Here is a 22,753-nt window from a genome sequence, read left to right on the forward strand (position 1 = left end):
TTCGGCAAATCCCGCGCGAGGTGTTTTCGCGGGCGGCCGGCCTGCCCGCCTACGTGACGGCAGGACTGCGGCGCTCGATCAGTACGACGTCGCGCCATGCTCCGTGGTGCTTGCCGATGCGTTCGCGGGTGCCGATGACGCGGAATCCGGCTCTCTGGTGGAGGGCCAGGCTGCCGGAGTTCTCGGGGAAGACGCCCGACTGAATGGTCCAGATGCCCGCCGCCTCGGTCGAGGCGATCAGGGCGCCCAGCAGCGCCGAGCCGACGCCGCGCCCGCGGGCGTCGGGGTGGACGTACACCGAGTGCTCGACCACCCCCGCGTAGACGCACCGGTCCGACACTCTCACCGCGGCGATCCAGCCGAGCACCCGGCCCGAGTCGTCGACGGCGACGTGTCGGTGGCCGGGCAGCTTGGTGGCGTCGAAGTGCTCCCAGGTGGGCGCGGTCGTCTCGAAGGTGGCGTCGCCCTCGTCGATGCCGAGTTGATAGATCGTCAGGACCTCGGCGGCGTGTTCGGGGCCCATGGCCGTGATGCGCAGGCCGGGCGGGACGCTCACGCCCGGCCCACCGGGGCGATCTCGGCGATCAGTTCGCGGATGCGCTTGTCGATCTCGTCGCGGATGGGCCGCACGGCGGCGACGCCCTGCCCGGCCGGGTCCGGGAGTTCCCAGTCGAGGTAACGCTTGCCGGGGAAGACCGGGCACGTGTCGCCGCAGCCCATCGTGATGACGACGTCCGAGGCCTGCACGGCCTCGACCGTGAGCACTTTCGGGACCTCGGCCGAGATGTCGATGCCGGCCTCGGCCATGGCCTCGACGACGGCCGGGTTGACCGTCGAGGCGGGGGCGGACCCGGCGGAACGCACCTGGACGCGCTCGCCCGCGAGGTGGGTGAGGAACGCGGCGGCCATCTGGGAGCGCCCGGCGTTGTGCACGCAGACGAAGAGTACGGACGGTCGTTCGGCAGGGATGTTCACGGCGGTTGCGCTTTCTGGCGGAGGGCCGGTCAGGGGTGTGCGGGGGCGGCGAGTCCGGGTTCGCCCGGGAGATCGGCAGGGACGGCCGGTACGGGTGCCGGGTGCCCGAAGACCGCGCGCACCAGCCCCAGCCCCAGTGCGGCGCCCAGCAGTTGGGCCGCGATGAACGGGCCGAGGGAGCCGGGGGAGATGCCGGCGAAGGTGTCGGTGAAGGCCCGTCCGATGCTGACCGCGGGGTTCGCGAACGAGGTCGACGACGTGAACCAGTACGCCGCGCCGATGTAGGCGGCCACGGCTCCGGGTGCATGGCGGGTCTGAGCGGTGCGGTCGAGCCCGAAGACCAGCACGACGAGCCCGGCGGTCGCGACGACCTCGCCCAGCCACAGATGGCCGGCGAAGCGGTCGTGGGTGGACCACCGTACGAGCGGCCTGCCGAACATCGCGTCCGCCAGGACGGCCCCCGCGACGGCTCCGGCGACCTGAGCCGGTATGTACGCGGCGGCCTCACGTGCGGTCGGTCCGTTGCCGGTGCGGCGGGCGGTGATCCAGGCGGCGAGGGTGACGGCCGGGTTGAAGTGCGCTCCCGAGACCGGCCCCAGGAGCAGGATCAGCACGCCCAGGCCGAACACCGTGGCCATTGAGTTGGCGAGCAGCTGCACGCCCACGTCATGGGTGAGCTCGGTGGCCTGGATGCCGGAGCCGACGACCACCGCGACCAGGGCCGCCGTACCGGCGAACTCGGCGACGGCCCGGCGGCCGAGAGGGGCGCTCACGCGGTCGCCGCCGAAGCCTGCAACGTCTTCAGGAAGGCGGCGAGCCGGTCGAGGGTGGCGGGCAGAGCCCAGTAGTAGACCCAGGTGCCGCGTCGCTCGCAGTCGATCAGACCGGCCTGCCGCAGCTGCTTGAGGTGGTGCGAGATCGTCGGCTGGGACAGCTCGAAGGCCGGGGTCAGGTCGCAGACGCACACCTCACCGCCCGCCCGCGCGGCGATCATCGACAGCAGCCGCAGACGGACCGGGTCGCCCAGGGCCTTGAACAGCCTCGCCAGTTCCGCCGCCTGGCCGTCGTCCAGCTGGGCGGTCACCAGGCCGGGGCAGCATGAGCCGTTCTCGTCGTCCTGACCGAGGACCGCGAGTTCTTGCTTTGACATGCGTCTATGTTGACATCCTTCGATGCAGGGGCGCAAGGTTGCATCGAAAGGTGTCAATACAAGCCGATGGGAGTCCTGCCATGCCCCGTGCTCAGCTCGCCCTGCGGGTCAGCGACCTGGAAGCGTCGATCGCCTTCTACTCGAAGCTCTTCGACACCGAACCGGCCAAGCGGCGCGAGGGCTACGCCAACTTCGCCATCACCGAGCCCCCGCTCAAGCTCGTCCTGATCGAGGGGAGTCCCGGCGAGGAGACCCGGCTCGACCACCTCGGCGTCGAGGTCGAGTCCGCCGACCAGGTCCACGCCGCCACCGACCGCCTCAAGGGCGCAGGCCTGGCCACCTTCGAGGAGAACGACACCTCCTGCTGCTACGCGCTCCAGGACAAGGTGTGGGTGCACGGACCCGGCCGGGAGCCGTGGGAGGTGTACGTCGTGAAGGCCGACGCGGACACCCTCGGCAAGAGCGCCGACCCCGACGCCGTCAGTGCCACCGACGCCACCGGTGACGGCTGTTGCATCGGCCGGGCCGCCGGACCTGCCCCCGAATCGGCGGGCTGCGGCTGCGGATGAACCGGCAGTTCACGGGCTCGTCCCTGTCCCGTGCATGAGAGAACCGTCCGGCGAAGCGCCTGCCCGCGGCGGGCAGGTATGGGGGAGCCCCCCTCCCCGGTCGGGAGGGGGGCTCCATCGGCGCACGGTCAGCGGACCGCGGGCGGGATGCTCTGGTCGTACTGGAAGACGTTCTGCGGGTCGTACTTCGCCTTGATCCTGCGCAGGCGGTCGAAGTTGTTCCGCCAGTAGGCGGTCTCCCAGTCCTGCGTGCCGATGTTCGGCACGTTGACGTAGGCGCCGTCCACGTAGGGGCGCAGCTTCTGGCTGAACTCGGCGATCCAGGCCTGTGCCTGCGGGGTGAGCGGGTCGCAGATGCCCGGCTGGTCACTGCGCTTGCCCCAGCCGGCGCCCGGCTCGGCGTAGAAGAGCGCGTCGCGGTGCGGGAACGCCGTGCCGCCGCGGGGGTTCTTGCGGACCGCCCCGCCGAACGCCTGGACGAAGAAGTTGCTGTCGTCCGTGGGGGCCTGATCGATGAAATGCTTGACGATGTCGATCGCCTTGCCCGGGAACGGCTTCCTGGTGAACTGCGAGAAGAACTTCCAGTTCGCGGGTTCGAGCTCGATCGGGACCTGGAACCCCGTGTACACGTCGCCCCAGTTGCCCACCTGCGTCGTGACGTCGGGGCTGTCGATCGACAGGAGCGGGGCCAGCAGCCGCTTCGCCTCCGCGGGCGTACCTTCGGCGAGGACCGCGAACAGCAGGATCTGGTTCTTGTGGATCTCGAGCTGGGTGCCGAGGCGGTTGTCGGTGAACGGCGCGACGCGCTGGTAGGTCTCGAAGGTCCTGCGCAGGTGTTTGGTGTCGTTCCACGTGGCCGTGAGGTACGTGACGCTCTTCAGCGGGGCCAATTTGTAGGTGAGGGAGGTGACGATGCCGAAGTTGCCGTTGCCCGCGCCGCGCAGCGCCCAGAGCAGGTCCGAGTGGTGGTTCAGGTCGACCTTGAGCACCTTGGCGCACTCGTCGCCGTCCGCGACGACGATCTCGGCGCCGATGAGGCTGTCGCAGGCCATGCCGATCCAGCGGGTCAGGAAGCCGAAGCCGCCGCCGAGCGTGGCGCCGGACAGACCCACGCTGCCTTCGGTACCCGTCGTCACCGCGAAGTTCCGCTTCGCGAGCGCGGTCACCGCTTCACCCTGGTTGAGCCCGGAGCCGACGGTCGCGACGCGGGCGTGGGCGTCGATGTGGACCGACTTCAGGTCGCTGATGTCGATCACGAGGCCGGCATCGACGTTCGACCAGCCCTCCAGGTTGTGGCGGCCGCTGCGGATCCGCACCGCGGTGTCGTGCTGCCGCGCCCACGTCAGGGCGTTGACCACGTCCTGGGTGTTCTGGGCGAAGACGATGACCAGCGGATAGTGGGAGAAGAGCTGGTCCCAGCCCAGGCGCGCGTTCGTGTAGCCGGCGTCGTGGGGCCGGACGATCCGGCCGGTCAGCTTCGCCGGCGGGCAGTGCCCGTGCCCCCCGTGTGCCGCACCCGCGGCGCCTTCCGTCACGGCGCTCGCGTCAGCAGCCGCGGCGGCCGCGATACCCGGCACGACGACAGAGCCGGCGCCGGCGACCGCGGAAGTCTTCAGTAGTCGGCGACGGGAAAAGTCATTCATGGTCCGTGTCCTCTCGACCACTCGCGGGTGCGAATCGGTCCTTTATGGATCATTCAAGGCGAAGTGGACGTTAACAAGGATGATCACGGTGATCGGTCTCGACACGCTCAGTGCCACGAGCGGGGGGCCGGATGCCGCAGCCCCCGGCGCTGTGCGCCGACCGAGCCGGCGCAACCGGGGGAGCAGCGGAGGGTGAGATGGGGGGTGACCTGGGCTTTTTACGCTCAGGTCCCCGGCTGCGGAGCCAGGAGACACCCTGTGGGGACGGCGGCCGAACCCGTACCGAACTGTTCCCGGCGCGGTGGCCCGCCGGACAGGTCCTAGTCGCTCTCGCTCTTCTTCTCCTCTTCCTTGCTCTCCTCCCTCTCCTCCCTGTTCGTGCGGCCGTCGTGCCAGGGGTTCGCGTCAGAGGAGATCAGCACGTCCGCCCGTGGTGGCACACCCTCGGCCGCGGCGGGCTGGGCCGTGACTCCGGTCTGAGCCAGCAGAGTTGCCAGGGCGGCTCGGTGCGCTTCGATGCGTTCCTCGAGGTTCTCGCTGATTTCAGGTGTGTCCGACACTGCGGATCAGCCCTTCCATGAGTCGTTTCCTGCTGTTGCGGCAGTACGCGGTCTCGGTGACGTCGAATCGGCCGGTCTCGAAATACTTGTTCGCCGCCCCGCCACCGAGGCAGTAGCCGAAGTGGCCACAGGTGGCCCGACAGGCTGCGAAGCCCTCCAGGGTCTCCTCCACCCAGGCGGCTTGGGGCGCACGCCGCACCAGGTCGACGAGGTCGGCGTCGCGCACATTGCCCACGGTGAAGGGGCCGTGGCGCGGGGAGGAGAACCCCGCCAGATCCGGCCCCAGCACCGTGACTTCGCCGTCCCAGCCGATCATGGGCATGGGGTCGTGCGGGGCCAGAGCGCGTTGTGAGGCCGTACCGGCCAGCGTCGCCGAGACATGGCGCAGCGCGTGATCGAACTCCCGTATCCGCAGGCGCCGGTCGGAGCGCCAGCGGGTGGCGAGCGCGGCCCAGAAGGCGGTCACCCGCCCGTCGTCCACCTGACCGCCGGCGTGGACGCCCTTGCGTTCCACGATGTTGATGCCGAGCGAGTGGCACCCCAGGGCCACGAACCAGTCGTACAGCTCCACGGCGCGGCCCGGGTCGGGGTCCTCGACCACCGCGATGGCCCCGAAGGGTATGCCGTGTCCGCGCAGTGCGGCGATGCCGCGCAGAGCGAGTTCGAAGCTCTCCCGTCCGGCCCGGGTGGTGCGGGCACCGTTGGCGTGGCCCGGGCCGTCCAGGCTGACGTTCACGCTGATCCGATGGCGGGTGAACACCTCGCACCAGGCGTCGTCGATCAGGGTGGCATTGGTCTGCACGGAGTGTGTGACCCGGCCGCCGTCGCTGCTGAACCGTCCGATCAGTTCGGTGAAACCCGGCGTGCCGAGGGCGAGCGGTTCCCCGCCGTGCCAGACGACGCGTACCGGATGCAGGAGGGACCAGGCCGCCACGCCGCGCGCCACGGCGTCGGCCACCGCCACCGACATGCGCCGGTGAGCGGCACGGTACGGGAGATAGCAGTACGAGCAGTCGAGGTTGCACAGCGTGGTGGGTTGCAGGAAGACGACCGACGCGGTCCGGGCCAGTTCAGTCATCGCCTGCCTCCGCATGGACGGCTCCCGCGGGCACACCCAGGGCCGTGACCCGTCGTATCACCGCTCGTGCGGCGTCCTCGGAGCCGCTGCGCCGGTACAGCGCGGCCGCTTCCTGCCAGGACCGCAACGCCCTGTCGACGTCACCCGCGTCGCATACCGCGGCGGCGTGGAGATCGAGCGAGCGGGCCTGGCCGTAGGTGTCGAAGAAGACGTCACGCAACACCGCCAAGGCCCGTTCGTGGCAGTCGACGGCGTCCCGGTGGCGCCCGGCCGACCGCAAGGTGCTGCCCAGATCGTTGAGGACCATGGCCTCGCGGTACTGCTCCTTCTGCTGCCTGACGACGTCCAGGGCCTTCGTGTGCTGCTCGATCGCCTCCGGGAACCTGCCCATCGCATGAAGCGTGAGGGCGAGATCGTTGCGCGCACTCGCCGCACGCTCCGTGTGGCCCAGTTCCTGGAAGAACGCCACGCAGCGCGTGTGGTCGTCGAGGGAGGCGTCGAGTTGCCCCAGACCTCGCAGGACGCGCGCCCGGTTGTTGGTGGAGATGGTCTCCATGATCGTGTCCCCGAGCGAGCGGTACGCGGTCCGGGCCGCGTCGAGATGCGTCAGGGCCTGCTCGAAGTGCTCCATCCTGTAGCGCAGGACGCCCAGTCCGTTCTGGGTCATGGCAGCGGTACGGACGGCGCCCGACGTACGCAGCAGTGTGTCCGCTTCCTGGAACGCGTCCAGGGCCTGGTCGAAGCGGCGGCCCTCCAGCAGGGCGTTGCCCAGGTTGTAGCGGGCGGTACCCTCCTCCCGGACCGCGCCGATCACGTGGAAGAGGTCCAGGGCCCGCCGGTGGGCGGCGATCGCCTCGTCTCCCCGCCGCAGATAGCGCAGGGCCATGCCGAGGTTGTCCTGCGCCATTCCCTCGAAGAGCCGGTCGCCGAGCAGGCGAGCCCCCTGGATCGCGTGCTGGTACACCTCGGCGGCGTCGTCGAAGTGGTGCCGCCAGGACAGGTAGTGGCTCAGGCCGAGCGCGAAGCGCACACCGGTCCCGGCATGTTCCGGATCGGCGGCCCACTGGGAGGCCGCTACCAGCCCCTCACGTTCCGCGTCCAGCCAGCGCAGAGCCTCCTCGCGGTCCGTGAACCCACCGCTGCGCGGCTGTTCGGCAAGCGTCTGGAGGAAGGCGTGACTGTCGGCGACGCGCTGGTGATACCGGCTGAGCAACCGGGCTCGCGCCGCGTGCGCGTCCGCGGACAGGGCGGCGTTCTCCCCGGTCCTGAAGACACCGTACGCACGCACCAGGTCGTGCATCCGCCAGCGGCCGCGGCTGCTGCCGGTCTCGATCAGGTGGGCCCGGACGAGGACGTCGAGCGACCGCGGATCCGGCGGCGCACCGCCGAGGGCGGTGAGTGCCTCCGGTCCGGCCTCGGGCCCGGGCGCAAGGGCGATCAGGCTGAACAGCCGTGCCGGGCCCTGCCCCAGTCGCCGGTACGACATGTCGAAGGCCGCCCTCATCGCTCGCTCACCGTCGTCCAGGTGGTCGATGCGTGTCGTCATGTCGGCGAGTTCGTCACCGAGTTCCGCGACCGGCTTGGCGGGGTCGTTGACGAGCAGCGCTGCGGCGATGTGCAGGGCGAGGGGCAGATGCCCGCACAGTTCGGACAGCCGACGTGCCTGGTCGGGTTCCTGTGCGATACGCGTGTCGGTCGGGTCGGCCGACCGGAGTGCCGTCTTCAGCGCCTCCACGGAGTGCTCGGGCGAGAGCACCCCCAGGCGCAGCAACCGCGCGCCCAACGGTGCCAGGACGTCACGGGAGGTGAGCAGTACGCGGTGACGCGGATGGCCCGGCAGCAGCGGTCGCACCTGGGAGGAGTGGGAGGCGTTGTCCACGACGACCAGGAGCGCACCCTGATTCCCGGCGACGTCGGCCAGCACCGAGCGGTACAGCCCGGCACGTGCGTCGGCACTCGCCGGCATGTGGTCCTGAGGCACGCCGAGTGCCAGCAGAAGCTGTTCCAGGGCCTGTTCCGGGGCCACGGGGACGTTGTCGTAGCCGTGCAGGTCGAGGAAGACCACTCCGGCGGGGAAGAAGCCGCGGCGTTGCGCGGCATGGGCGGCTTGCAGGGCGAGCGCGGTCTTGCCGATGCCGCCGAGTCCGGTGACCGAGGACACGAGGACGGCACCACGGGCCGGTTCGGCGGGGTCCAGGGCGGTCAGCAGGGCCTGTAACTCGCCGTCGCGTCCGACGAAACCGGGTACGGGGCCGGGCAGCGACCGCAGGGCCAGGGCGCCCGGAGCGTGGTGGAAGTGGTGCTCCACCTTCTTGCCCACGACATCTCCGTGGAACTGCCCGGAACGGAAGTCGAGCAGGTCCGGTCCCACGGTGATGCCGGCGACCTCTTCGTCGCTCCCGACCCCGTCCGGAGCGCGACCAGTACCCGTTCCCATACGTCCATCATGCGGTGCGGAGCACCGTCGGCGCACTGCCCCGACGGTCACGGAACGGAGGCTCGGTGTCGGCCGGGAGCGGAATGCGATGATGAGGGCATGGGACGACAGCGGACCAAGCCGGCCCCGACGCCGCCGACCACCACGCGTGGCCGGCGTACCCGGGACGGCCTGATCCTTGCCGGGCGGGAGATCCTGGAGCAGCGAGGCTGGTCCGCTTTCAGTCCCGAAGCGGTGGCGCAGGCGGCAGGTGTCTCGTACGGCACGTTCTATACGTACTTCGAGTCCCGTGACGACCTGCTGCACCATGTCGTCCGGTCGGTCGCGGGCGAGATGCTGGCCGCGAGCCTGGTGTCACCGGACGTGGTGGGCGATCCCTACGCCAAGCTCGTGGAGTCCAACCGGCTCTACCTCCGTGCCTGGGACAGGGCGTCGAAGGTGCTGCGGCTCGTGGACCAGGGTGCGGCCGCGGACGAGGCCCTGCGGCAGATCGTCCTGGAGATCCGCGAGTTCTACGTCGGCCGGGCCACGAAGGGCCTGCGGCGGCTGCAGGACGCGGGGCTGGCCAATCCGGACCTGGACACGCGCCTGACGGCGTTGGCGCTGGGGTCGATGGTCGAGCAGGTCGCCCACGCGCGGTCCGCCATGGAGGAGCCGTACGACGAGGACACGGTCGTCGATCACCTCTCGCGGCTGTGGGCGTCGGCCATCGGCCTGCAGGGCGCGCCCGACGAGGGGTGGGCCGCTCGGGCCCGTGCCGCCGCGGGGACGGCGTCCGACTGACACGGCCGGAAGCCGGGTCGAGGCATTCATGATCAGCGGGCGCCGAGTCATGGGGCGTGGCCGGGTCAGCGCCCCGTGAAGGACGGTTGCTGCCTGGCGAGGAAGGCGTGCAGGCCGCGCCGGTAGTCCTCGGAGGCCCCGGTGCGGGCGATCTGCGCCGCTTCGTGTTCCAGCGCCGCGTCGAGTGTCGATCCGGACGCCGAGGTCACGGCTGCCTTGATGGCGGCGAAGGCGCGGGTGGGGCCGGCGGCCAGTGCGGCGGCGCTGCGGTGGACCTCGGCGTCGAGGTCTTCGTCGGCGGTGACCTGGTGCAGCAGTCCCAGGTCGAGCGCCTCCGCCGCACCGATGAGGCGGGGGCGGAGCAACAGGTCCAGTGCCGCCGCCCGTCCGGCGATGCGGGGCAGGGTCCAGGAGATCCCGGTGTCGCAGGACAGACCGATGCCGACGAAGGCGCTGGTGAAGGCCGCTGAGGTGGCGGCGATCCGGAGGTCGCAGGCCAGCGCCAGCGCCATGCCCGCGCCGGCGGCGACTCCGTTGACGGCCGCGATCACGGGCTTGGGCATGGTCAGCAGGGTCCGGACGAGGGGGTTGTAGTGCTCGCGCACAGCGTCGGCCATGGCGTCGGGGCCCTCTGCGGTCCGTGCTTCCTCCAGGTCCTGGCCGACGCAGAAGGCCCGTCCGGTTCCGGTGAGGACCACGGCACGGACATCGGGGGCATCGGCCGCAGCCTGCAACGCGGCCAGCAGTCGCGTCCTGGCGTCGAGATCCAGGCTGTTCATCCGGGCCGGCCGGTCGAGTCGGATCGTACGGACATGGCCTTGCGTGGAGGCGCTGACGGCAGGGGGCAACGGCATGACGGGTCCTTGAGCGGCATCGGTGAGCTCTCGGCAACGTGACCGGCGGAGAGGCTCTCGGCAGGGGCAGGCAGCGATTCTGCAACTCGTTGCATAAACCGGCAAGAGGCGTCGCGGGGGCGTGGGGCGCGGTCGCAGCCGCACGGCGGCTCCCGGCTGAACTCCCGTACGGGGTCTCACCAGCGGCTTCCCCGATTCGCGCTGCAGTCGTCCCCGGCATCTGACTATTTTGTCATTGAGATGAGCGTCACAAGGGAGGAGATCGTGCGGTTGATCGCTACCTCGCGTGCTGCCGCGGTCACCCGGAGGTGCGAAGTCTGTTGTCGCAGCCTCAGCCTGTCGTGCGACTCGGACTGAGTGGCCGCCGTCGCGAGTCGGCGACGCCGAATCTCGCACTTGACTATTTTGTCATGTTGATTGACGCTGCCGTCACGAAACGCCGACTCCGGTGAGCGGAGCGGCTGATGACGGCACAGCAGCCAAGGAGAGATGTTCATGGACGTCCGGTTCGACTTCAGCGGCAAGACGGTGGTGGTGTTCGGCGGTACGTCCGGCATCAACCTGGCCATCGCCGAGGCGTTCGCCGCGCGGGGTGCGGCGGTGGCGGTGGCCAGCCGTAAGCAGGCCAACGTCGACGCGGCCGTCCGGCAGCTCGGCGCACACGGGAACCCGGTACGCGGGTACGTCGCCGATGTGCGCGACATGGGGTCGGTCGAAGCGGTCTTCGGCGCGGTGCGCTCGGAGTCCGGGCCGGTCGACGTCCTGGTCTCCGGGGCGGCCGGCAACTTCCTGGCCGAGGCGAGCGAGCTGTCGTCGAACGGCTTCAAGGTGGTCGTGGACATCGACCTCAACGGGACGTTCCACGTGATGCGCGCCGGGTTCGAGCACCTCGCTCCGGGCGCCTCGGTCATCAACATCACCGCGCCGCAGGCGGTGATCCCGGTGCGCTACCAGGCCCATGTCTGCGCCGCGAAGGCGGGTGTGGACCAGCTGACCCGGGTGCTTGCGCTGGAGTGGGGCGGCAAGGGCATCCGCGTGAACGCGATCGCGCCGGGCCCGATCGCCGACACGGAGGGCATGGCCCGGCTGTCGCCGGGGGACGACCCGGACGGCGACAGGTCGGTCAGGACCGTTCCACTGGGCCGGTTCGGCACGAAGCAGGAGATCGCCGACCTCGCCATGTTCCTGTCGTCCTCGGCCGCCGCCTACATCTCCGGTGCGGTGATCCCGTGCGACGGCGGTGGATCGTTCGAGACCGTCCGCGGGATCGAGCAAGCCGGCCGCCTTCTCGCGTCGGCCCCGCGGTGAGTGACGTACCGTCGCCTGCCCCCCGCCCGTAACCCGGGCCCGGACCCGGCGCCGGTACGGTCAGTCGAGCCGTCGGTTGCGGAACCGGCGTCGCACCGCCCACACAGCGAGGCTGAAGAGGGCGAGGAGGATCCAGGTGCCGGCGAACTCGAGCGGGTCGCCCTCGTGTTCGTCGACGGTGATGACGCCGGAGGCGACGGTGACCGCGCCGGCTCCGACGATCATCCTGCCGGTGAGCGGGAACTCGTCGAAGACGCCGAACCCGTCCGGCTCGGGCATCCCGCGGCGCAACCGTACGGCGCAGTACAGCGCGAGCACCCCGCCGTCCAGCAGGGTCAGGCCGCTGCCCAGGTGGAGCGCTGGGTACTTCGTCGGTGAGTCCGTCGTCTGCTGAACGTGCCCGCGGAAGGTGATGTCGGTGCGGTGGCCGTGCCGGACGACCACCCCGATGCGGTCGCCCTTGTGCAGCCTCGACAGCACGGGCTCGGAGTCGTCGAGGTCGATACGGCCGGATACGGAAGGGGGGCCCGTGACCTCGACCCAGTAGTGGCCGCCGCGACCGGCGGTGTAGTTCTCCGGCTTGATGACCGTCCGGTGGAGATTTCAGATCGACCCCCGGTTCCCGCTCCCGATCGGGCACCGTTTCGCTCAAGGCGGGCTGTGACAGGTCGAGTTCGTCGGCCGCCCTGCGCGGGGCAAGTTCAAGGGCTTTCCTGTCGCCCTCATTGAAATGCAGCGGTCCGCGATTCGAGAACGGTCGGGTTTTCCTTGACGGTGTTCGGCACCGGCTGCCACCATCGACGGTATGAAGATGCGACTGGACCTCACGCGGCGACGCCACGTCGACCTCGCACGTGTCTCCAGCGCCTCCTGTCACGGCGCGGCCTGACCACTCCGTCGCAGCCCTCCCTTCACCGCCTGAACCAGGCACGCCGGTAAGCCCGTCGCGGCGCCGGTGCATCCGTTCCCGGCTCTTTGCGTTCCTGTGCACGTCCGTCGATTTCGGCGTGTCCGAAAACAATTCCGCACCAGGGGCTCTGCATTGTCCGCAGCGCTTGTGAAATTCCAGAAAGAGGCAGCCTCATGGCCACCGTCCTTTCCGTCTCCGGCAGCCCCTCCGCCTCCTCCCGCACCGGTCGTTTGCTGCGCCACCTGGACCGGCAACTGATCGCTCAGGGCCACGAGGTCGTCCCGCTCGACGTCCGCGGCATCCCCGCCCAGGCGCTGCTGGGCGCGGACCCACGCCACCCCGCCATCGCCGAGGCCGCCGAGCTGTTCGCCCGAGCCGACGGACTCGTCGTCGCGACCCCGGTCTACAAGGCGTCGTACTCCGGTGTCCTCAAGGCGCTGCTGGACCTGCTCCCGCAGTACGCGCTCGCCGGCAAGACCGTGCTGCCGCTGGCCACCGGCGGCTCCGTCGCCCATGTGCTCGCCATCGACTACGCGCTGCGGCCGGTCCTGACCTCGATGGGCGCCGCCCACATCGTCCAGGGCTGGTTCACCCTCGACAAGGACATCACCGTCCGCGAGGACGGCACACTCGCCCTCGCACCGGCGGTCGTCGACGCCCTGTTCCCGATCGTCGAGCAGTTCTCCACCGCGCTCGCACGCCGGCCCGCACTGTCCACGGCGGCCTGACCCGACCCACTGGATGAGCCGGCGCATCGGCCGGTACGCACCGGCCGTCCCGGAGGCGCTGGTGCCGTTCACGTGACGGGCGCGGACCGCACGCGGTGGTTCTCGCACTCAGCAGCTTGCGGCGCGGACCGAGATGCCCCCAGGACCGGAGAAGTGATGGTGACAGCGATGTGCGCAGCCGAAGGGACGGCCGCATGGCGGCGTTCCGGCCGCGTCCTGCTGTGCGCGGACCGCTCCGTCGACCTGCTGCGCGTCAACAGCGCGCTGTGTACGGCCGCTTGTTGCGCCCTCTGCCGAGGCTGACGGCTTTCTGAGTCACTGACGACCACCGCTGTAACGGTGGTCCCCTTCCCCGCCCAGCCCCCGTCCTGCGTGTACCCGTGCCTCGCCGCGTACCGAGCCGTTCCCGCTCGGCGCGGACAGTGCCGCGGCGCGTGATCCGGGGTGTCCGAATCCGCTGGAGCCCACCATGAGTGAATCTCCGGGTATCGCTGTGTCCTCCGGATCAGCACCGCCCGCCGAGGCGATCCCCCGCCCTGCCGTTCCTGCCGTTCCTGCTGTCCCGGCTCTCCCTGTCGAACCGAAGCCCCTCGCGGCGCAGCGGGTCCTTCCGCTCCGGCGTCCCGGCCGCTGGATCAGCACAGTCGTCGTGCTCGTGCTGGCGGCCCAGATCGCCCACGGGCTGGTGACCAACCCGTTCTACCAGTGGGACCGATTCCGCTACTGGTTCCTGCGCCCCACCGTCCTCGACGGGCTCGGCATCACCCTCGAAGTGACCGCCCTCAGCGCGGTGTTGGGCCTGCTGGGCGGGATCCTGATCGCGCTCGGCAGGCTCTCCGGGAACCCGGTGCTGCGAGCCGTGACCTGGCTCTACACCTGGCTGTTCCGGTCCGTACCGCTGGTCGTCCTGCTGGTCTTCCTCTACAACTTCAGCGCTCTGTACAAGACGCTGAGCCTCGGGGTGCCCTTCGGGCCCGCCTTCTTCACCTTCGACGAGTCGAAGCTCGCCACCGACATGGCCGTCGCGGTCGTCGGACTCAGCCTCAACGAGGCGGCGTACGCGTCCGAAGTGGTGCGCGGCGGCATCCTCTCCGTCGACCAGGGGCAGCACGAGGCGGCCGCCGCGCTCGGTCTGCCCAAGGGCTACCAGTTCACCCGGATCGTCTTCCCCCAGGCCCTGAGGTCCATCACCCCGAACTACGTCAACCAGCTGATCGGTCTGATCAAGGCCACCTCGCTGGTGTTCTACGTGTCCCTGCTCGACCTGTTCGGCACGGTGCAGATGATGGGCAGCACCTACCCGGGCGACATCGTGCCGCTGCTGCTGGTCGCCACCGTCTGGTACCTGATCCTCACCAGCGCCGTCTCCGTCGTCCAGTTCTATGTCGAGCGGTACTTCGCCCGGGGCGCCACCCGCGCCCTGCCGCCGACCCCGTTGCAGAAACTCCGCGCCGGCATCGGGGAGTTGCGGACGCGTGTGCGCAGGGAGGCCGCCGTATGAGCACCGAGACCGCCGAGACCACCGAGTTCGCCGAGTTCGCCGAGATCACGACGGCCGCGGCGCCCGCCGCCGTCGAGGTGCACGACGTGCACAAGTGGTACGGCACCCACCGGGTGCTGGACGGCATCGACCTGACCGTACGGCCCGGCGAGGTCACCGTCGTCCTCGGCCCGTCCGGCTCCGGCAAGTCCACACTGCTGCGGGTCATCAACCACCTGGAGAAGCCCGAGGTCGGCTACGTCAGCGTCAACGGCGAGCCGATCGGCGTGAAGCGCCAGGGGGAGAGACTGAAGGAGCTGAGCGAGCGGGCGATCCTGGCACAGCGCAGCCGCATCGGCTTCGTCTTCCAGAACTTCAACCTCTTCCCGCACCTCACCGTGCTGGACAACGTGGCCGCCGCCCCGGTCGCGACCGGGAAGCTCACCAAGCCCGAGGCGCAGGAACTGGCCAGGGAACTGCTCGGCCGGGTCGGCCTGGCCGACAGGACCGGCGCGTATCCCCGGCAGTTGTCCGGCGGCCAGCAGCAACGGGTGGCCATCGCACGAGCCCTGGCCCTGCGGCCCGGTGTGATCCTCTTCGACGAGCCCACCTCCGCCCTCGACCCCGAGCTCGTGGGCGAAGTCCTCGCCGTCATCAAGGACTTGGCGACCAGCGGCACGACCCTCGTCATCGTCACACACGAGATCGGCTTCGCCCGCGAGGTCGCCGACCGGGTCGTGTTCATCGACGGCGGCCGGATCGTCGAGCAGGGCCCGCCGTCCGAGGTCCTCGACCACCCGAAACACGAGCGGACCAGGGACTTCCTCAGCAGAGTCCTCTGACCGCCGCCCGCCGCCCGACAACTCTCGGCCGCCGGTGGCCCGTCGGGCCGCGCCGTGACACGGCACGGTCCCGACCGCGCCCCGCAGCGTTCCGGACAAGGGAGATCCCGCACCGCCATGTCCACCAGCGTCCACCACGCCCCGTCCACGTCCTCCGCCCCGAGCCCGGCGCAACCGCACATCCTGGACAACGCCGCCTGGGCCGCGCTGACCGGTCCGCACGCCCACCTCGCCGAGCGCATCGGCCGGGCCGCCCGCTACCCCACGGACGTCTCTCCGTTCACCGCCCTGGAAGACCCCGCCGATCCCCGGGCCTGGGACGACCTGGCCGCGCTGGTGGGCCCCGGCACCGTCACCGCCGTCACCGCGGTACGGACCGTGCCCCCGGGATGGACGATCGAGGACAGCGGGACCGGCGTCCAGCTGGTCGACACCGCCCTTCTGGCCGAACCCGCGCCTGAAGCGGTACGACTCGGACCCGCCGACGTGCCCGAGATCCTCGGCCTGATCGCCCTCACCCAGCCGGGCCCCTTCCTGCCCCGTACCGTCGAACTGGGCACCTATCTCGGCATCCGGGACCGCGGACGACTGATCGGCGTGGCCGGCGAACGTCTGCGACCGCCGGGCTGGACCGAGATCAGCGCCGTCTGCACCCACCCGGACCACCGCGGCCGGGGCCTGGCCACCCGGCTGGTCCGCGCGGTCGCGGCGGGAATCAGGGAACGCGGCGACACCCCCTTCCTGCACGCCGCGGCGAGCAACACCCCCGCGATCCGGCTCTACGAGTCCATCGGCTTCACCCTGCGCCGCCGCATCCGGTTCACGCTGGTCCGCACACCGGGCGCACAGCCGGTAAGGGAGGACCGCGACGGGGCGCAGGGCAGCGAAGAACGCGTGACCGGACAGTCGGAAGCGAAGACATGAAGCCCGCTCCGCCCCGCCGCCTGCACCTGTACTCCCGGCCGCACATCGACCTGCTGCGCACGGCCGGCGCGCTCTGTCGTCCCTGACCCGTTGTCCTCGCAGCCGCCCCCTGCCCCGGGGCCGACTCCCTCGTACAGCTGATCAGGAAGGCACCGATCCCGTGTCCTCGTCACCCTCCCCGCTGCACCTCGCCGTCGCCCTCGACGGCGCCGGCTGGCACCCGGCCGCCTGGCGCGAGCCCGTCGCCCGGCCCCGCGAACTGCTCACCGCCGCCTACTGGACCGACCTCGTCACCGAGGCCGAGCGCGGACTGCTCGACTTCGTGACCATCGAGGACGGACTCGGCCTCCAGTCCTCGTCCCCCACCGAACCCGACGACCGCACCGACCAGGTCCGCGGACGACTGGACGCCGTCCTCATCGCCGCGCGCGTCGCCCCGCTCACCCGCCACATAGGTGTGGTGCCGACGGTGGTGGCCACCCACACGGAGCCGTTCCACATCTCCAAGGCGATCGCCACCCTCGACCATGTGAGCAGCGGCCGCGCCGGTCTGCGCGTCCAGGTCACGGCTCGCCGCAACGAAGCCGCACACTTCGGACGTCGAACGTTCCCGCCGCTGCGGTTCGAGGACTACGGCACACCTGCCGTGCAGGAGGTGGTGGCGGACGCCTTCGACGAGGCGGCCGACCATGTCGAGGTCGTGCGCCGGCTGTGGGACAGCTGGGAGGACGACGCGGAGATCCGGGACGTCGCCACCGGCCGTTTCGTCGACCGGGACAAGCTGCACCACATCGACTTCGAGGGCCGCTTCTTCAGCGTCAAGGGTCCCTCGATCACGCCCCGCCCGCCGCAGGGCCAGCCGGTCGTCAGCGCTCTGGCCCATGCGACCGTCCCCTACCGCCTGGTGGCCCGGGCCGCCGACATCGGTTACGTCACCCCGCACGACGCAGGACAGGCCCGCGCCGTCGTCGAGGAGATCCGTGCCGAGCAGTCCGCGGCCGGCCGCGCCGCAGAGACCCTGCACGTCTTCGGCGACCTGGTGGTCTTCCTCGACGACGAGCCCGGCGCGGCCGCGGCCCGCCGGGAACGCCTGGACGCGCTCGCCGGACACCCCTACACCAGCGACGCCCGGATCTTCACCGGCACCCCCGCCCAACTCGCCGACCTGCTCCAGGAACTGCAGTCGGCCGGGCTGAGCGGCTTCCGGCTGCGGCCCGCCGTCGCCGGCCACGACCTCCCCGCGATCACCAGGGACCTGGTGCCCGAACTCCAACGCCGGGACGCCTTCCGCCGCGCCTACGAGGCCGACACCCTGCGCGGGCTGCTGGGGCTCGCCCGCCCCGCCAACCGCTATGCCGCCGCGAACGCCTGAGCCGGAGGGACCGTACGACATGAGCAAGCCCCTGAAGCAGATCCACCTGGCCGCCCACTTCCCCGGCGTCAACAACACCACGGTGTGGAGCGACCCCGAGGCCGGCAGCCACATCGAGTTCAGCTCCTTCGCGCACTTCGCGCGGACCGCCGAGCGCGCCAAGTTCGACTTCCTGTTCCTCGCGGAGGGACTGCGGCTGCGCGAACAGGGCGGGCAGTTCTACGACTTGGACGTCGTCGGACGCCCCGACACCTTCCCCGTCCTCGCCGCGCTGGCCGCCGTCACCGAGCACCTCGGACTGACCGGCACCATCAACTCCACCTTCAACGAGCCCTACGAGGTGGCCCGCCAGTTCGCCAGCCTCGACCATCTCTCCGGCGGCCGGGCCGCCTGGAACGTGGTCACCTCCTGGGACGCCTTCACCGGCGAGAACTTCCGGCGCGGCGGCTTCCTGCCGCAGCAGGAGCGCTACTCCCGGGCCAAGGAATTCCTGGCCACGGCACACGAACTGTTCGACTCCTGGCACGGCGACGAGATCCTCGCCGACCCGGCCACCGGCGCCTTCCTGCGTGACGCCAAGGCCGGAGCCTTCGAACACCGGGGCCAACACTTCGACATCCACGGCCAGTTCAACGTGCCACGCTCACCCCAGGGCCGCCCGGTCATCTTCCAGGCCGGCGACTCCGAGGAGGGCCGGGAGTTCGCCGCGGCCGGCGCCGACGCCATCTTCAGCCGGTACAGCACCCTCGACGCGGGCCGGGCCTTCTACACCGACGTCAAGTCCCGCCTGGCCAAGTACGGCCGCCGGGGCGACCAGTTGCTGATCCTCCCGGCCGCGACCTTCGTGCTGGGCGACACCGACGCCGACGCCGAGGATCTGGCCAAGGAGGTGCGCCGCAGCCAGGTCAGCTGCGCCACGGCCATCAAGCACCTCGAATTCGTGTGGAACCGCGACCTGTCCTCGTACGATCCGGACGGGCCGCTGCCCGACATCGATCCGGAGGTCGGCGACCACCACATCTCCCAGGGGCGCGCCCAGGTGCGCATGTACCGCGACCCGCTGGCCACCGCCCGCGAATGGCGCGAACTCGCCGCGGCCAACAGGTGGTCCATCCGCGACCTGGTCATCGAGACCGGCAACCGGCAGGCCTTCATCGGCTCACCGGCCACCGTAGCGAAGACCATCAACGACTTCGTCCAGGCCGACGCCGGCGACGGCTTCATCCTCGTCCCGCACATCACTCCGGGCGGCCTCGACCCCTTCGCCGACAAGGTGGTCCCGCTACTCCAGGAGCAGGGGGTCTTCCGCACCGAGTACGAGGGCCCGACCCTGCGCGATCACCTCGGTCTGACCCACCCCGACGAGGTGCGCGACGAGCGGGCGGCGTCGTGAAGGTCCTCGCCGCCTACCGGCCCGTGTTCGAAGGGAACCTGGCGTTCCAGAAGCGGTTGGGTTTCGAACCGGTGTTCACGACCCTGGAGGACTTCGTGGAGCGCAGCTCCGCGCCGATCGGCAGCCCCCAGCAGATCACCGAGAAGGTACACCGCTACCACGAACGGTTCGGACACACCGTGCTCCATCTGCAAGCGGACGCAGGTGGCTTGACGGATTGTCAGCATCGCGCCCCCCTGGCGCTGTTCCAGTCAGACATCGCGCCGGTGCTGCGCCGCGAGATCCCCGATCCGCCGTTCTCCCGGGGCCCGGTCCTCGCGCCGCCCGTCCCCACGCCCGTGCCCGCCGACCACTGAGGAGCCCACCGCACATGTCCGACATCCCCCTCGGCGTCCTGGACCTGATCCCGATCTCGTCCGGCTCCGGCGCCACCGAAGCGCTGCGCAACTCCATCGACCTGGCCCGGCAGGCCGAGAGGCTCGGGTACGCCCGGTACTGGGTCGCCGAGCACCACCTCAACCCCGGCGTGGCCGGCACCTCGCCCGCGGTCGTCCTCGCGCTGACCGCCTCCGCGACCTCGACCATCCGGCTCGGGTCCGGCGCCGCCCAACTGGGCCACCGCACCGCCCTGTCCACGGTCGAGGAGTTCGGCCTGATCGACGCCCTGCACCCCGGGCGCCTCGACCTGGGCCTCGGCCGCTCCGGCGGACGCCCGCCCGGCAGGACCGCCGGCCCGGCGCCGACCGCGACCGGGGTGGTTGACGGGCGGGCCCCCAACGGGCTGCGCATACCGCCCCGATTCTCGTTCGATCACCTGCTCGGCTCACCGCGCGTGGCACTCCAGCGCCAGCTGCTCCACCTGCCGAACGCCGAGTCGCAGGACTACGGCGAGCAGATCGCCGACATCCTGGCGCTGCTCGCGGGCACCTACCGCTCCGCCGACGGCGTCGAGGCCCATGTCGTGCCGGGGGAGGGCGCCGACGTCGAGATCTGGATCCTGGGCAGCAGCGGAGGCCAGAGCGCCGTGGTCGCGGGCCGCAACGGTCTGCGGTTCGCGGCGAACTACCACGTCAGTCCGGCCACGGTGCTCGAAGCGGTGGAGGGCTATCGCGCCGCGTTCGAGCCCTCCGACGTCCTGGACAAGCCGTACGTCAGTGTGTCCGCGGACGTCGTGGTCGCCGAGGACGACGAGACCGCCCGCGAACTCGCCACGGGATACGGCCTGTGGGTACGCAGCATCCGTACGGCCGAGGGCGCGATCCGCTTTCCCACGTCGGACGAGGCCCGCGCCCACGTCTGGTCCGACACGGATCGGGAACTGGTCCAGGACCGCCTCGACACCCAGTTCGTCGGCTCCCCGGGCCGGGTCGCCGACCGACTGGCGCAGCTCCAGGAGGCCACCGGCGCGGACGAGCTGCTGATCACCACGATCACCCACGGCCACGCGGAACGGGTGCGGTCCTACGAGCTGCTGGCCGAGGAATGGCGCAAGCGGTGAGACACGGGAGGCGGGGCGGCGAGGGCTCACCGACGTGCAGACCGGCAGCTTCGCCGAGCCCTGCGGGAAGTGCCCGGCGTCACCCGCTCAGCCTGCCGGAAGCGCAGGTGAACTCCGCGCCGGGGCGCATCCGTTGGGAAACGTCTCCAGGCCCGGCCGCGGCCTACGACGTGACGTCGAGCGGACGCAGGAAGCGGCGCTCGTACCGCTTGATGCAACGGGTGCTGCGAGCCAGTTCGATGGCGTCCTGGCATTCCGCGTCAGTCGCGCTGTCCTTGCGGTACTGCTCGTACGCGGCAAAGCTGGGAAAGGAGAAGAGGGCGTAGGCGATGTCGCTGTCGCCCTCGCTCGGCAGGAAGTAGCCGTGGTGGGTCCCGCCGAACCGGTTGACGAGTCCGACCCAGCGTCGCCCGTACTCCTCGAAATCCTCGATCTTGTCGGCGTCGATCTCGTACTTCAGGTGAATGGTGATCACACCCACATGATGCTGCATGCCGGTCAGGGCTTGAAGGCTGCCCCCGCAGTCCGCACAACCCGTTTGCCAAGAGGAGCCGTGTTGGGCACCATCCACGTCATGACTGCACGAAAGGGCCGTCGGCCCACCGGTCGTTGACCGGCTCGTGGTGGGTGCGCAGCGGCGGCGGCGCCGACGGGAGACCCACCCTCTTCGACCATGCACTGACCCTTCGGCGCCGTCACGGTGCCGGTCCGTGGCCCGGATTCGGCGATCCGCTCCCCGACGCACAGCCGGACGGCAGTCGCCTCGTCTTCGTCGGCGGAGGTGAGGACGCTCTGCTGCGACGTACCCCGGACGGGGACGGTGTCGGTCCGCCCACCGGCGTCGAACTCGCCGACCACATCGAACGCCTGCTGCCGGCATCGGGGCCCGGCCCGAGCGGCGACGAACTGAGGGGTCTTCACGACCACCTCGCCACCTGCTCGCCGACAGAGGTCGCCGACGAGCTCAGTGCCGAGGTCCGTCGCCGCGGTCTGCCGCGCGACGGCCTGCGCCGGCTGGGCCGGCAGCTGGCGGAGCACGGCACCCACCGAGCCCCGGTCAAGATCGGCCTGGTGCTCCTGGGCCTGGGCGGGGACATCCGCGACCGGGAACTCCTGCTGCTGCTCGGCACCTTGGACGAGCTCACCCTGTACGCGGCCGTCGCACTGCACCGTTCCCAGCCCGACGGAGACCGGGCCGTCCACGCCCTGGCCCGGCAGGTCGCGGGCTGGGGCCGCATCCAGGCGGTCCGGACCCTGCGCGACACCACCGATCCCGCTGTCAAGGCATGGCTGCTGCGCGAGGGCTTCCGCAACGCCATCATGGACGAGTACCTCGCCCACCTGGCCGCCACCACGGGCGACCTGCACAGCGCACTGAGCCAACCGCACGTCGACACCGCGCTGTTGAACGGCTGCGGCGGCATTCTGGCCGCGCTGGCCGACGGCGAGGGAGGGCCCGCACCCGGCCTGGCCGACTACGCGGACGCCGTCACCGTGCTGCACCGCTATGCCGACCTGGCGCAGACCGGGACACCCGGCATCGGCATGCTTCTCGATCTGATCAGCATCACCATGTTCTTCCGCCACCCGCCCCGGGAACTGCCCTGGGCACCCGCCGACATCGAGTGCCTGACAGCACGCTACGAGGGCCTGCTCCACGAACCCCGGTGGAAAGCGCTGGTCCTGGACCACCTCGACGACCCGGGGCGCCCCGACTTCCATCTCGCTCTGCGGCCTGCCGAAGTCCTGCACCTGAACCCGACGGCCCGACTCCTGGCACATCTGGATACCGGACCGTCCCTGCTCGACCCGGCCTGGGGCCACGCCCTGCACCACAGCCGCCGCCGGCACACCGCACACATCCTCGACCTGGCCGAACGACGCCTCGCCACCACCGCCCGTCCCGAACGCGACCACGCCCTGCTGCTGTTCGCGCATTTCCTGCGACGCCATCCTGGACACGGCTGGCCCCTGCTGCGGTCCGCCCTCACCACCGGCACGCCCGAAGCACGCCGCACCGCGTTGACCACCCTCGCCGGATGGCCCGCGGACACGCTCACGCAGGAGGCTGCCGACCATCTGCGCGCCGCCCGGACATCTCAGCCGGACACCTCCGACGACACACGCCCCTGACCGTGAGTCCGGGGGCATGGGTGCCGTGGGCGGTGCGGGCGGTACGAGGGCGTGAGGGTCGGCGGGATATGGTCTGCGAGTCACCCGAATCACTGGGCTGACCTGGGAAGACGCAA

Annotated in this window: 24 protein-coding genes and 1 pseudogene; 14 read left to right on the top strand and 11 right to left on the bottom strand. The window is 70.7% G+C overall.

Annotated features, from left to right (window positions below; translation table 11 throughout):
- Positions 1 to 49: 49 nt before the first annotated feature.
- The 4 genes from ACZ7OY_RS33705 to ACZ7OY_RS33720 are packed head-to-tail and all read right to left on the bottom strand — an operon-like array spanning position 50 to position 2,125.
- Positions 50 to 523: a GNAT family N-acetyltransferase gene (locus ACZ7OY_RS33705; RefSeq protein WP_471915045.1), complete on the bottom strand. Its 474-nt coding sequence runs from the start codon at positions 521 to 523 to the stop codon at positions 50 to 52.
- Positions 524 to 552: 29 nt separating this feature from the next.
- Positions 553 to 975, bottom strand: a complete 423-nt coding sequence (locus ACZ7OY_RS33710; protein WP_471914971.1) for an arsenate reductase ArsC — start codon at positions 973 to 975, stop codon at positions 553 to 555.
- 29 nt (positions 976 to 1,004) lie between these two features.
- Positions 1,005 to 1,748: an aquaporin gene (locus ACZ7OY_RS33715; RefSeq protein ID WP_471914972.1), complete on the bottom strand. Its 744-nt coding sequence runs from the start codon at positions 1,746 to 1,748 to the stop codon at positions 1,005 to 1,007.
- Positions 1,745 to 2,125, bottom strand: a complete 381-nt coding sequence (locus tag ACZ7OY_RS33720; RefSeq protein ID WP_471914973.1) for an ArsR/SmtB family transcription factor — start codon at positions 2,123 to 2,125, stop codon at positions 1,745 to 1,747. The genes ACZ7OY_RS33715 and ACZ7OY_RS33720 overlap by 4 nt, the downstream gene beginning before the upstream one ends.
- Before the next feature lie 80 nt (positions 2,126 to 2,205).
- Here ACZ7OY_RS33720 and ACZ7OY_RS33725 point away from each other — a divergent pair, with 80 nt between their 5' ends.
- A complete protein-coding gene (locus ACZ7OY_RS33725; RefSeq protein ID WP_471914974.1) occupies positions 2,206 to 2,694 on the top strand; it encodes an ArsI/CadI family heavy metal resistance metalloenzyme in 489 nt (162 codons plus the stop codon).
- 128 nt (positions 2,695 to 2,822) lie between these two features.
- Here the strand turns inward: ACZ7OY_RS33725 and ACZ7OY_RS33730 are convergent, their stop codons facing one another.
- The 4 genes from ACZ7OY_RS33730 to ACZ7OY_RS33745 all read right to left on the bottom strand — a co-directional run bounded on the left by ACZ7OY_RS33730 (position 2,823) and on the right by ACZ7OY_RS33745 (position 8,412).
- Entirely contained in the window at positions 2,823 to 4,337 is a 1,515-nt protein-coding gene (locus tag ACZ7OY_RS33730; protein ID WP_471914975.1) for an FAD-binding oxidoreductase, read from the bottom strand.
- 320 nt (positions 4,338 to 4,657) lie between these two features.
- Positions 4,658 to 4,897 carry a hypothetical protein gene (locus ACZ7OY_RS33735; protein WP_471914976.1) on the bottom strand — a complete coding sequence of 80 codons (240 nt, stop codon included), beginning with the start codon at positions 4,895 to 4,897 and terminating at the stop codon, positions 4,658 to 4,660.
- The gene (gene amcB, locus ACZ7OY_RS33740; RefSeq protein ID WP_471914977.1) at positions 4,881 to 5,975 is read right to left on the bottom strand and encodes a cyclophane-forming radical SAM peptide maturase AmcB; all 1,095 of its coding nucleotides are present in this window, start codon (positions 5,973 to 5,975) and stop codon (positions 4,881 to 4,883) included. The genes ACZ7OY_RS33735 and amcB overlap by 17 nt, the downstream gene beginning before the upstream one ends.
- The gene (locus tag ACZ7OY_RS33745) at positions 5,968 to 8,412 is read right to left on the bottom strand and encodes a tetratricopeptide repeat protein (RefSeq protein ID WP_471914978.1); all 2,445 of its coding nucleotides are present in this window, start codon (positions 8,410 to 8,412) and stop codon (positions 5,968 to 5,970) included. Before ACZ7OY_RS33745 ends, amcB begins: the two co-directional genes overlap by 8 nt.
- 99 nt (positions 8,413 to 8,511) lie before the next feature.
- Here ACZ7OY_RS33745 and ACZ7OY_RS33750 point away from each other — a divergent pair, with 99 nt between their 5' ends.
- Positions 8,512 to 9,195: a TetR/AcrR family transcriptional regulator gene (locus ACZ7OY_RS33750; RefSeq protein ID WP_471914979.1), complete on the top strand. Its 684-nt coding sequence runs from the start codon at positions 8,512 to 8,514 to the stop codon at positions 9,193 to 9,195.
- A gap of 65 nt (positions 9,196 to 9,260) precedes the next feature.
- Here ACZ7OY_RS33750 and ACZ7OY_RS33755 read toward each other — a convergent pair whose 3' ends face one another.
- The gene (locus tag ACZ7OY_RS33755) at positions 9,261 to 10,049 is read right to left on the bottom strand and encodes an enoyl-CoA hydratase/isomerase family protein (RefSeq protein WP_471914980.1); all 789 of its coding nucleotides are present in this window, start codon (positions 10,047 to 10,049) and stop codon (positions 9,261 to 9,263) included.
- A 495-nt stretch (positions 10,050 to 10,544) separates the two neighbouring features.
- Here ACZ7OY_RS33755 and ACZ7OY_RS33760 point away from each other — a divergent pair, with 495 nt between their 5' ends.
- Positions 10,545 to 11,357: an SDR family oxidoreductase gene (locus ACZ7OY_RS33760; protein WP_471914981.1), complete on the top strand. Its 813-nt coding sequence runs from the start codon at positions 10,545 to 10,547 to the stop codon at positions 11,355 to 11,357.
- Positions 11,358 to 11,417: 60 nt separating this feature from the next.
- On the opposite strand, the gene ACZ7OY_RS33765 is transcribed toward ACZ7OY_RS33760, so the two are convergent.
- Positions 11,418 to 11,837 carry a hypothetical protein gene (locus ACZ7OY_RS33765; protein ID WP_471914982.1) on the bottom strand — a complete coding sequence of 140 codons (420 nt, stop codon included), beginning with the start codon at positions 11,835 to 11,837 and terminating at the stop codon, positions 11,418 to 11,420.
- 331 nt (positions 11,838 to 12,168) lie between these two features.
- Between ACZ7OY_RS33765 and ACZ7OY_RS33770 the strand changes: the two genes are divergently transcribed.
- The 10 genes and pseudogenes from ACZ7OY_RS33770 to ACZ7OY_RS33815 all read left to right on the top strand — a co-directional run bounded on the left by ACZ7OY_RS33770 (position 12,169) and on the right by ACZ7OY_RS33815 (position 20,504).
- Entirely contained in the window at positions 12,169 to 12,246 is a 78-nt protein-coding gene (locus ACZ7OY_RS33770) for a putative leader peptide (RefSeq protein ID WP_471915046.1), read from the top strand.
- A gap of 194 nt (positions 12,247 to 12,440) precedes the next feature.
- A complete protein-coding gene (gene ssuE, locus ACZ7OY_RS33775) occupies positions 12,441 to 12,995 on the top strand; it encodes an NADPH-dependent FMN reductase (protein WP_471914983.1) in 555 nt (184 codons plus the stop codon).
- Positions 12,996 to 13,464: 469 nt separating this feature from the next.
- On the top strand, positions 13,465 to 14,496 hold the full coding sequence (locus tag ACZ7OY_RS33780; protein ID WP_471914984.1) for an amino acid ABC transporter permease: 1,032 nt from the start codon (positions 13,465 to 13,467) through the stop codon (positions 14,494 to 14,496).
- On the top strand, positions 14,493 to 15,317 hold the full coding sequence (locus ACZ7OY_RS33785) for an amino acid ABC transporter ATP-binding protein (RefSeq protein ID WP_471914985.1): 825 nt from the start codon (positions 14,493 to 14,495) through the stop codon (positions 15,315 to 15,317). The genes ACZ7OY_RS33780 and ACZ7OY_RS33785 overlap by 4 nt, the downstream gene beginning before the upstream one ends.
- A gap of 117 nt (positions 15,318 to 15,434) precedes the next feature.
- Positions 15,435 to 16,241 carry a GNAT family N-acetyltransferase gene (locus tag ACZ7OY_RS33790; RefSeq protein ID WP_471914986.1) on the top strand — a complete coding sequence of 269 codons (807 nt, stop codon included), beginning with the start codon at positions 15,435 to 15,437 and terminating at the stop codon, positions 16,239 to 16,241.
- A complete protein-coding gene (locus ACZ7OY_RS33795; protein WP_471914987.1) occupies positions 16,238 to 16,327 on the top strand; it encodes a putative leader peptide in 90 nt (29 codons plus the stop codon). The genes ACZ7OY_RS33790 and ACZ7OY_RS33795 overlap by 4 nt, the downstream gene beginning before the upstream one ends.
- A 74-nt stretch (positions 16,328 to 16,401) precedes the next feature.
- The gene (locus ACZ7OY_RS33800) at positions 16,402 to 17,613 is read left to right on the top strand and encodes an LLM class flavin-dependent oxidoreductase (RefSeq protein ID WP_471914988.1); all 1,212 of its coding nucleotides are present in this window, start codon (positions 16,402 to 16,404) and stop codon (positions 17,611 to 17,613) included.
- 19 nt (positions 17,614 to 17,632) lie between these two features.
- Positions 17,633 to 19,006 (top strand): NtaA/DmoA family FMN-dependent monooxygenase, encoded by a 1,374-nt coding sequence (locus tag ACZ7OY_RS33805; protein WP_471914989.1) that lies wholly within the window; start codon positions 17,633 to 17,635, stop codon positions 19,004 to 19,006.
- Positions 19,006 to 19,362 (top strand): annotated as a pseudogene (locus tag ACZ7OY_RS33810) (LLM class flavin-dependent oxidoreductase); the annotation flags it as partial. The gene ACZ7OY_RS33805 and the pseudogene ACZ7OY_RS33810, both read left to right, overlap by 1 nt.
- A 14-nt stretch (positions 19,363 to 19,376) precedes the next feature.
- The gene (locus tag ACZ7OY_RS33815) at positions 19,377 to 20,504 is read left to right on the top strand and encodes an LLM class flavin-dependent oxidoreductase (protein ID WP_471914990.1); all 1,128 of its coding nucleotides are present in this window, start codon (positions 19,377 to 19,379) and stop codon (positions 20,502 to 20,504) included.
- Positions 20,505 to 20,667: 163 nt separating this feature from the next.
- On the opposite strand, the gene ACZ7OY_RS33820 is transcribed toward ACZ7OY_RS33815, so the two are convergent.
- Complete coding sequence (locus ACZ7OY_RS33820; RefSeq protein ID WP_471914991.1) at positions 20,668 to 20,979, bottom strand: NIPSNAP family protein; 312 nt, start codon at positions 20,977 to 20,979, stop codon at positions 20,668 to 20,670.
- Positions 20,980 to 21,113: 134 nt separating this feature from the next.
- Between ACZ7OY_RS33820 and ACZ7OY_RS33825 the strand changes: the two genes are divergently transcribed.
- Positions 21,114 to 22,637, top strand: a complete 1,524-nt coding sequence (locus ACZ7OY_RS33825; protein WP_471914992.1) for a hypothetical protein — start codon at positions 21,114 to 21,116, stop codon at positions 22,635 to 22,637.
- Positions 22,638 to 22,753: the final 116 nt, after the last annotated feature.

This window comes from Streptomyces sp. NPDC107559 (assembly GCF_055657365.1).

Coding starts and splice junctions, on each gene's coding strand:
- ACZ7OY_RS33705 (WP_471915045.1), bottom strand. CDS start 523: ATGGGCCCCGAACACGCCGCCGAGGTCCTGACGATCTATCAACTCGGC.
- ACZ7OY_RS33720 (WP_471914973.1), bottom strand. CDS start 2,125: ATGTCAAAGCAAGAACTCGCGGTCCTCGGTCAGGACGACGAGAACGGC.
- ACZ7OY_RS33725 (WP_471914974.1), top strand. CDS start 2,206: ATGCCCCGTGCTCAGCTCGCCCTGCGGGTCAGCGACCTGGAAGCGTCG.
- ACZ7OY_RS33730 (WP_471914975.1), bottom strand. CDS start 4,337: ATGAATGACTTTTCCCGTCGCCGACTACTGAAGACTTCCGCGGTCGCC.
- amcB (WP_471914977.1), bottom strand. CDS start 5,975: ATGACTGAACTGGCCCGGACCGCGTCGGTCGTCTTCCTGCAACCCACC.
- ACZ7OY_RS33745 (WP_471914978.1), bottom strand. CDS start 8,412: ATGGGAACGGGTACTGGTCGCGCTCCGGACGGGGTCGGGAGCGACGAA.
- ACZ7OY_RS33750 (WP_471914979.1), top strand. CDS start 8,512: ATGGGACGACAGCGGACCAAGCCGGCCCCGACGCCGCCGACCACCACG.
- ACZ7OY_RS33755 (WP_471914980.1), bottom strand. CDS start 10,049: ATGCCGTTGCCCCCTGCCGTCAGCGCCTCCACGCAAGGCCATGTCCGT.
- ACZ7OY_RS33760 (WP_471914981.1), top strand. CDS start 10,545: ATGGACGTCCGGTTCGACTTCAGCGGCAAGACGGTGGTGGTGTTCGGC.
- ACZ7OY_RS33770 (WP_471915046.1), top strand. CDS start 12,169: ATGCGACTGGACCTCACGCGGCGACGCCACGTCGACCTCGCACGTGTC.
- ssuE (WP_471914983.1), top strand. CDS start 12,441: ATGGCCACCGTCCTTTCCGTCTCCGGCAGCCCCTCCGCCTCCTCCCGC.
- ACZ7OY_RS33780 (WP_471914984.1), top strand. CDS start 13,465: ATGAGTGAATCTCCGGGTATCGCTGTGTCCTCCGGATCAGCACCGCCC.
- ACZ7OY_RS33785 (WP_471914985.1), top strand. CDS start 14,493: ATGAGCACCGAGACCGCCGAGACCACCGAGTTCGCCGAGTTCGCCGAG.
- ACZ7OY_RS33790 (WP_471914986.1), top strand. CDS start 15,435: ATGTCCACCAGCGTCCACCACGCCCCGTCCACGTCCTCCGCCCCGAGC.
- ACZ7OY_RS33795 (WP_471914987.1), top strand. CDS start 16,238: ATGAAGCCCGCTCCGCCCCGCCGCCTGCACCTGTACTCCCGGCCGCAC.
- ACZ7OY_RS33805 (WP_471914989.1), top strand. CDS start 17,633: ATGAGCAAGCCCCTGAAGCAGATCCACCTGGCCGCCCACTTCCCCGGC.
- ACZ7OY_RS33815 (WP_471914990.1), top strand. CDS start 19,377: ATGTCCGACATCCCCCTCGGCGTCCTGGACCTGATCCCGATCTCGTCC.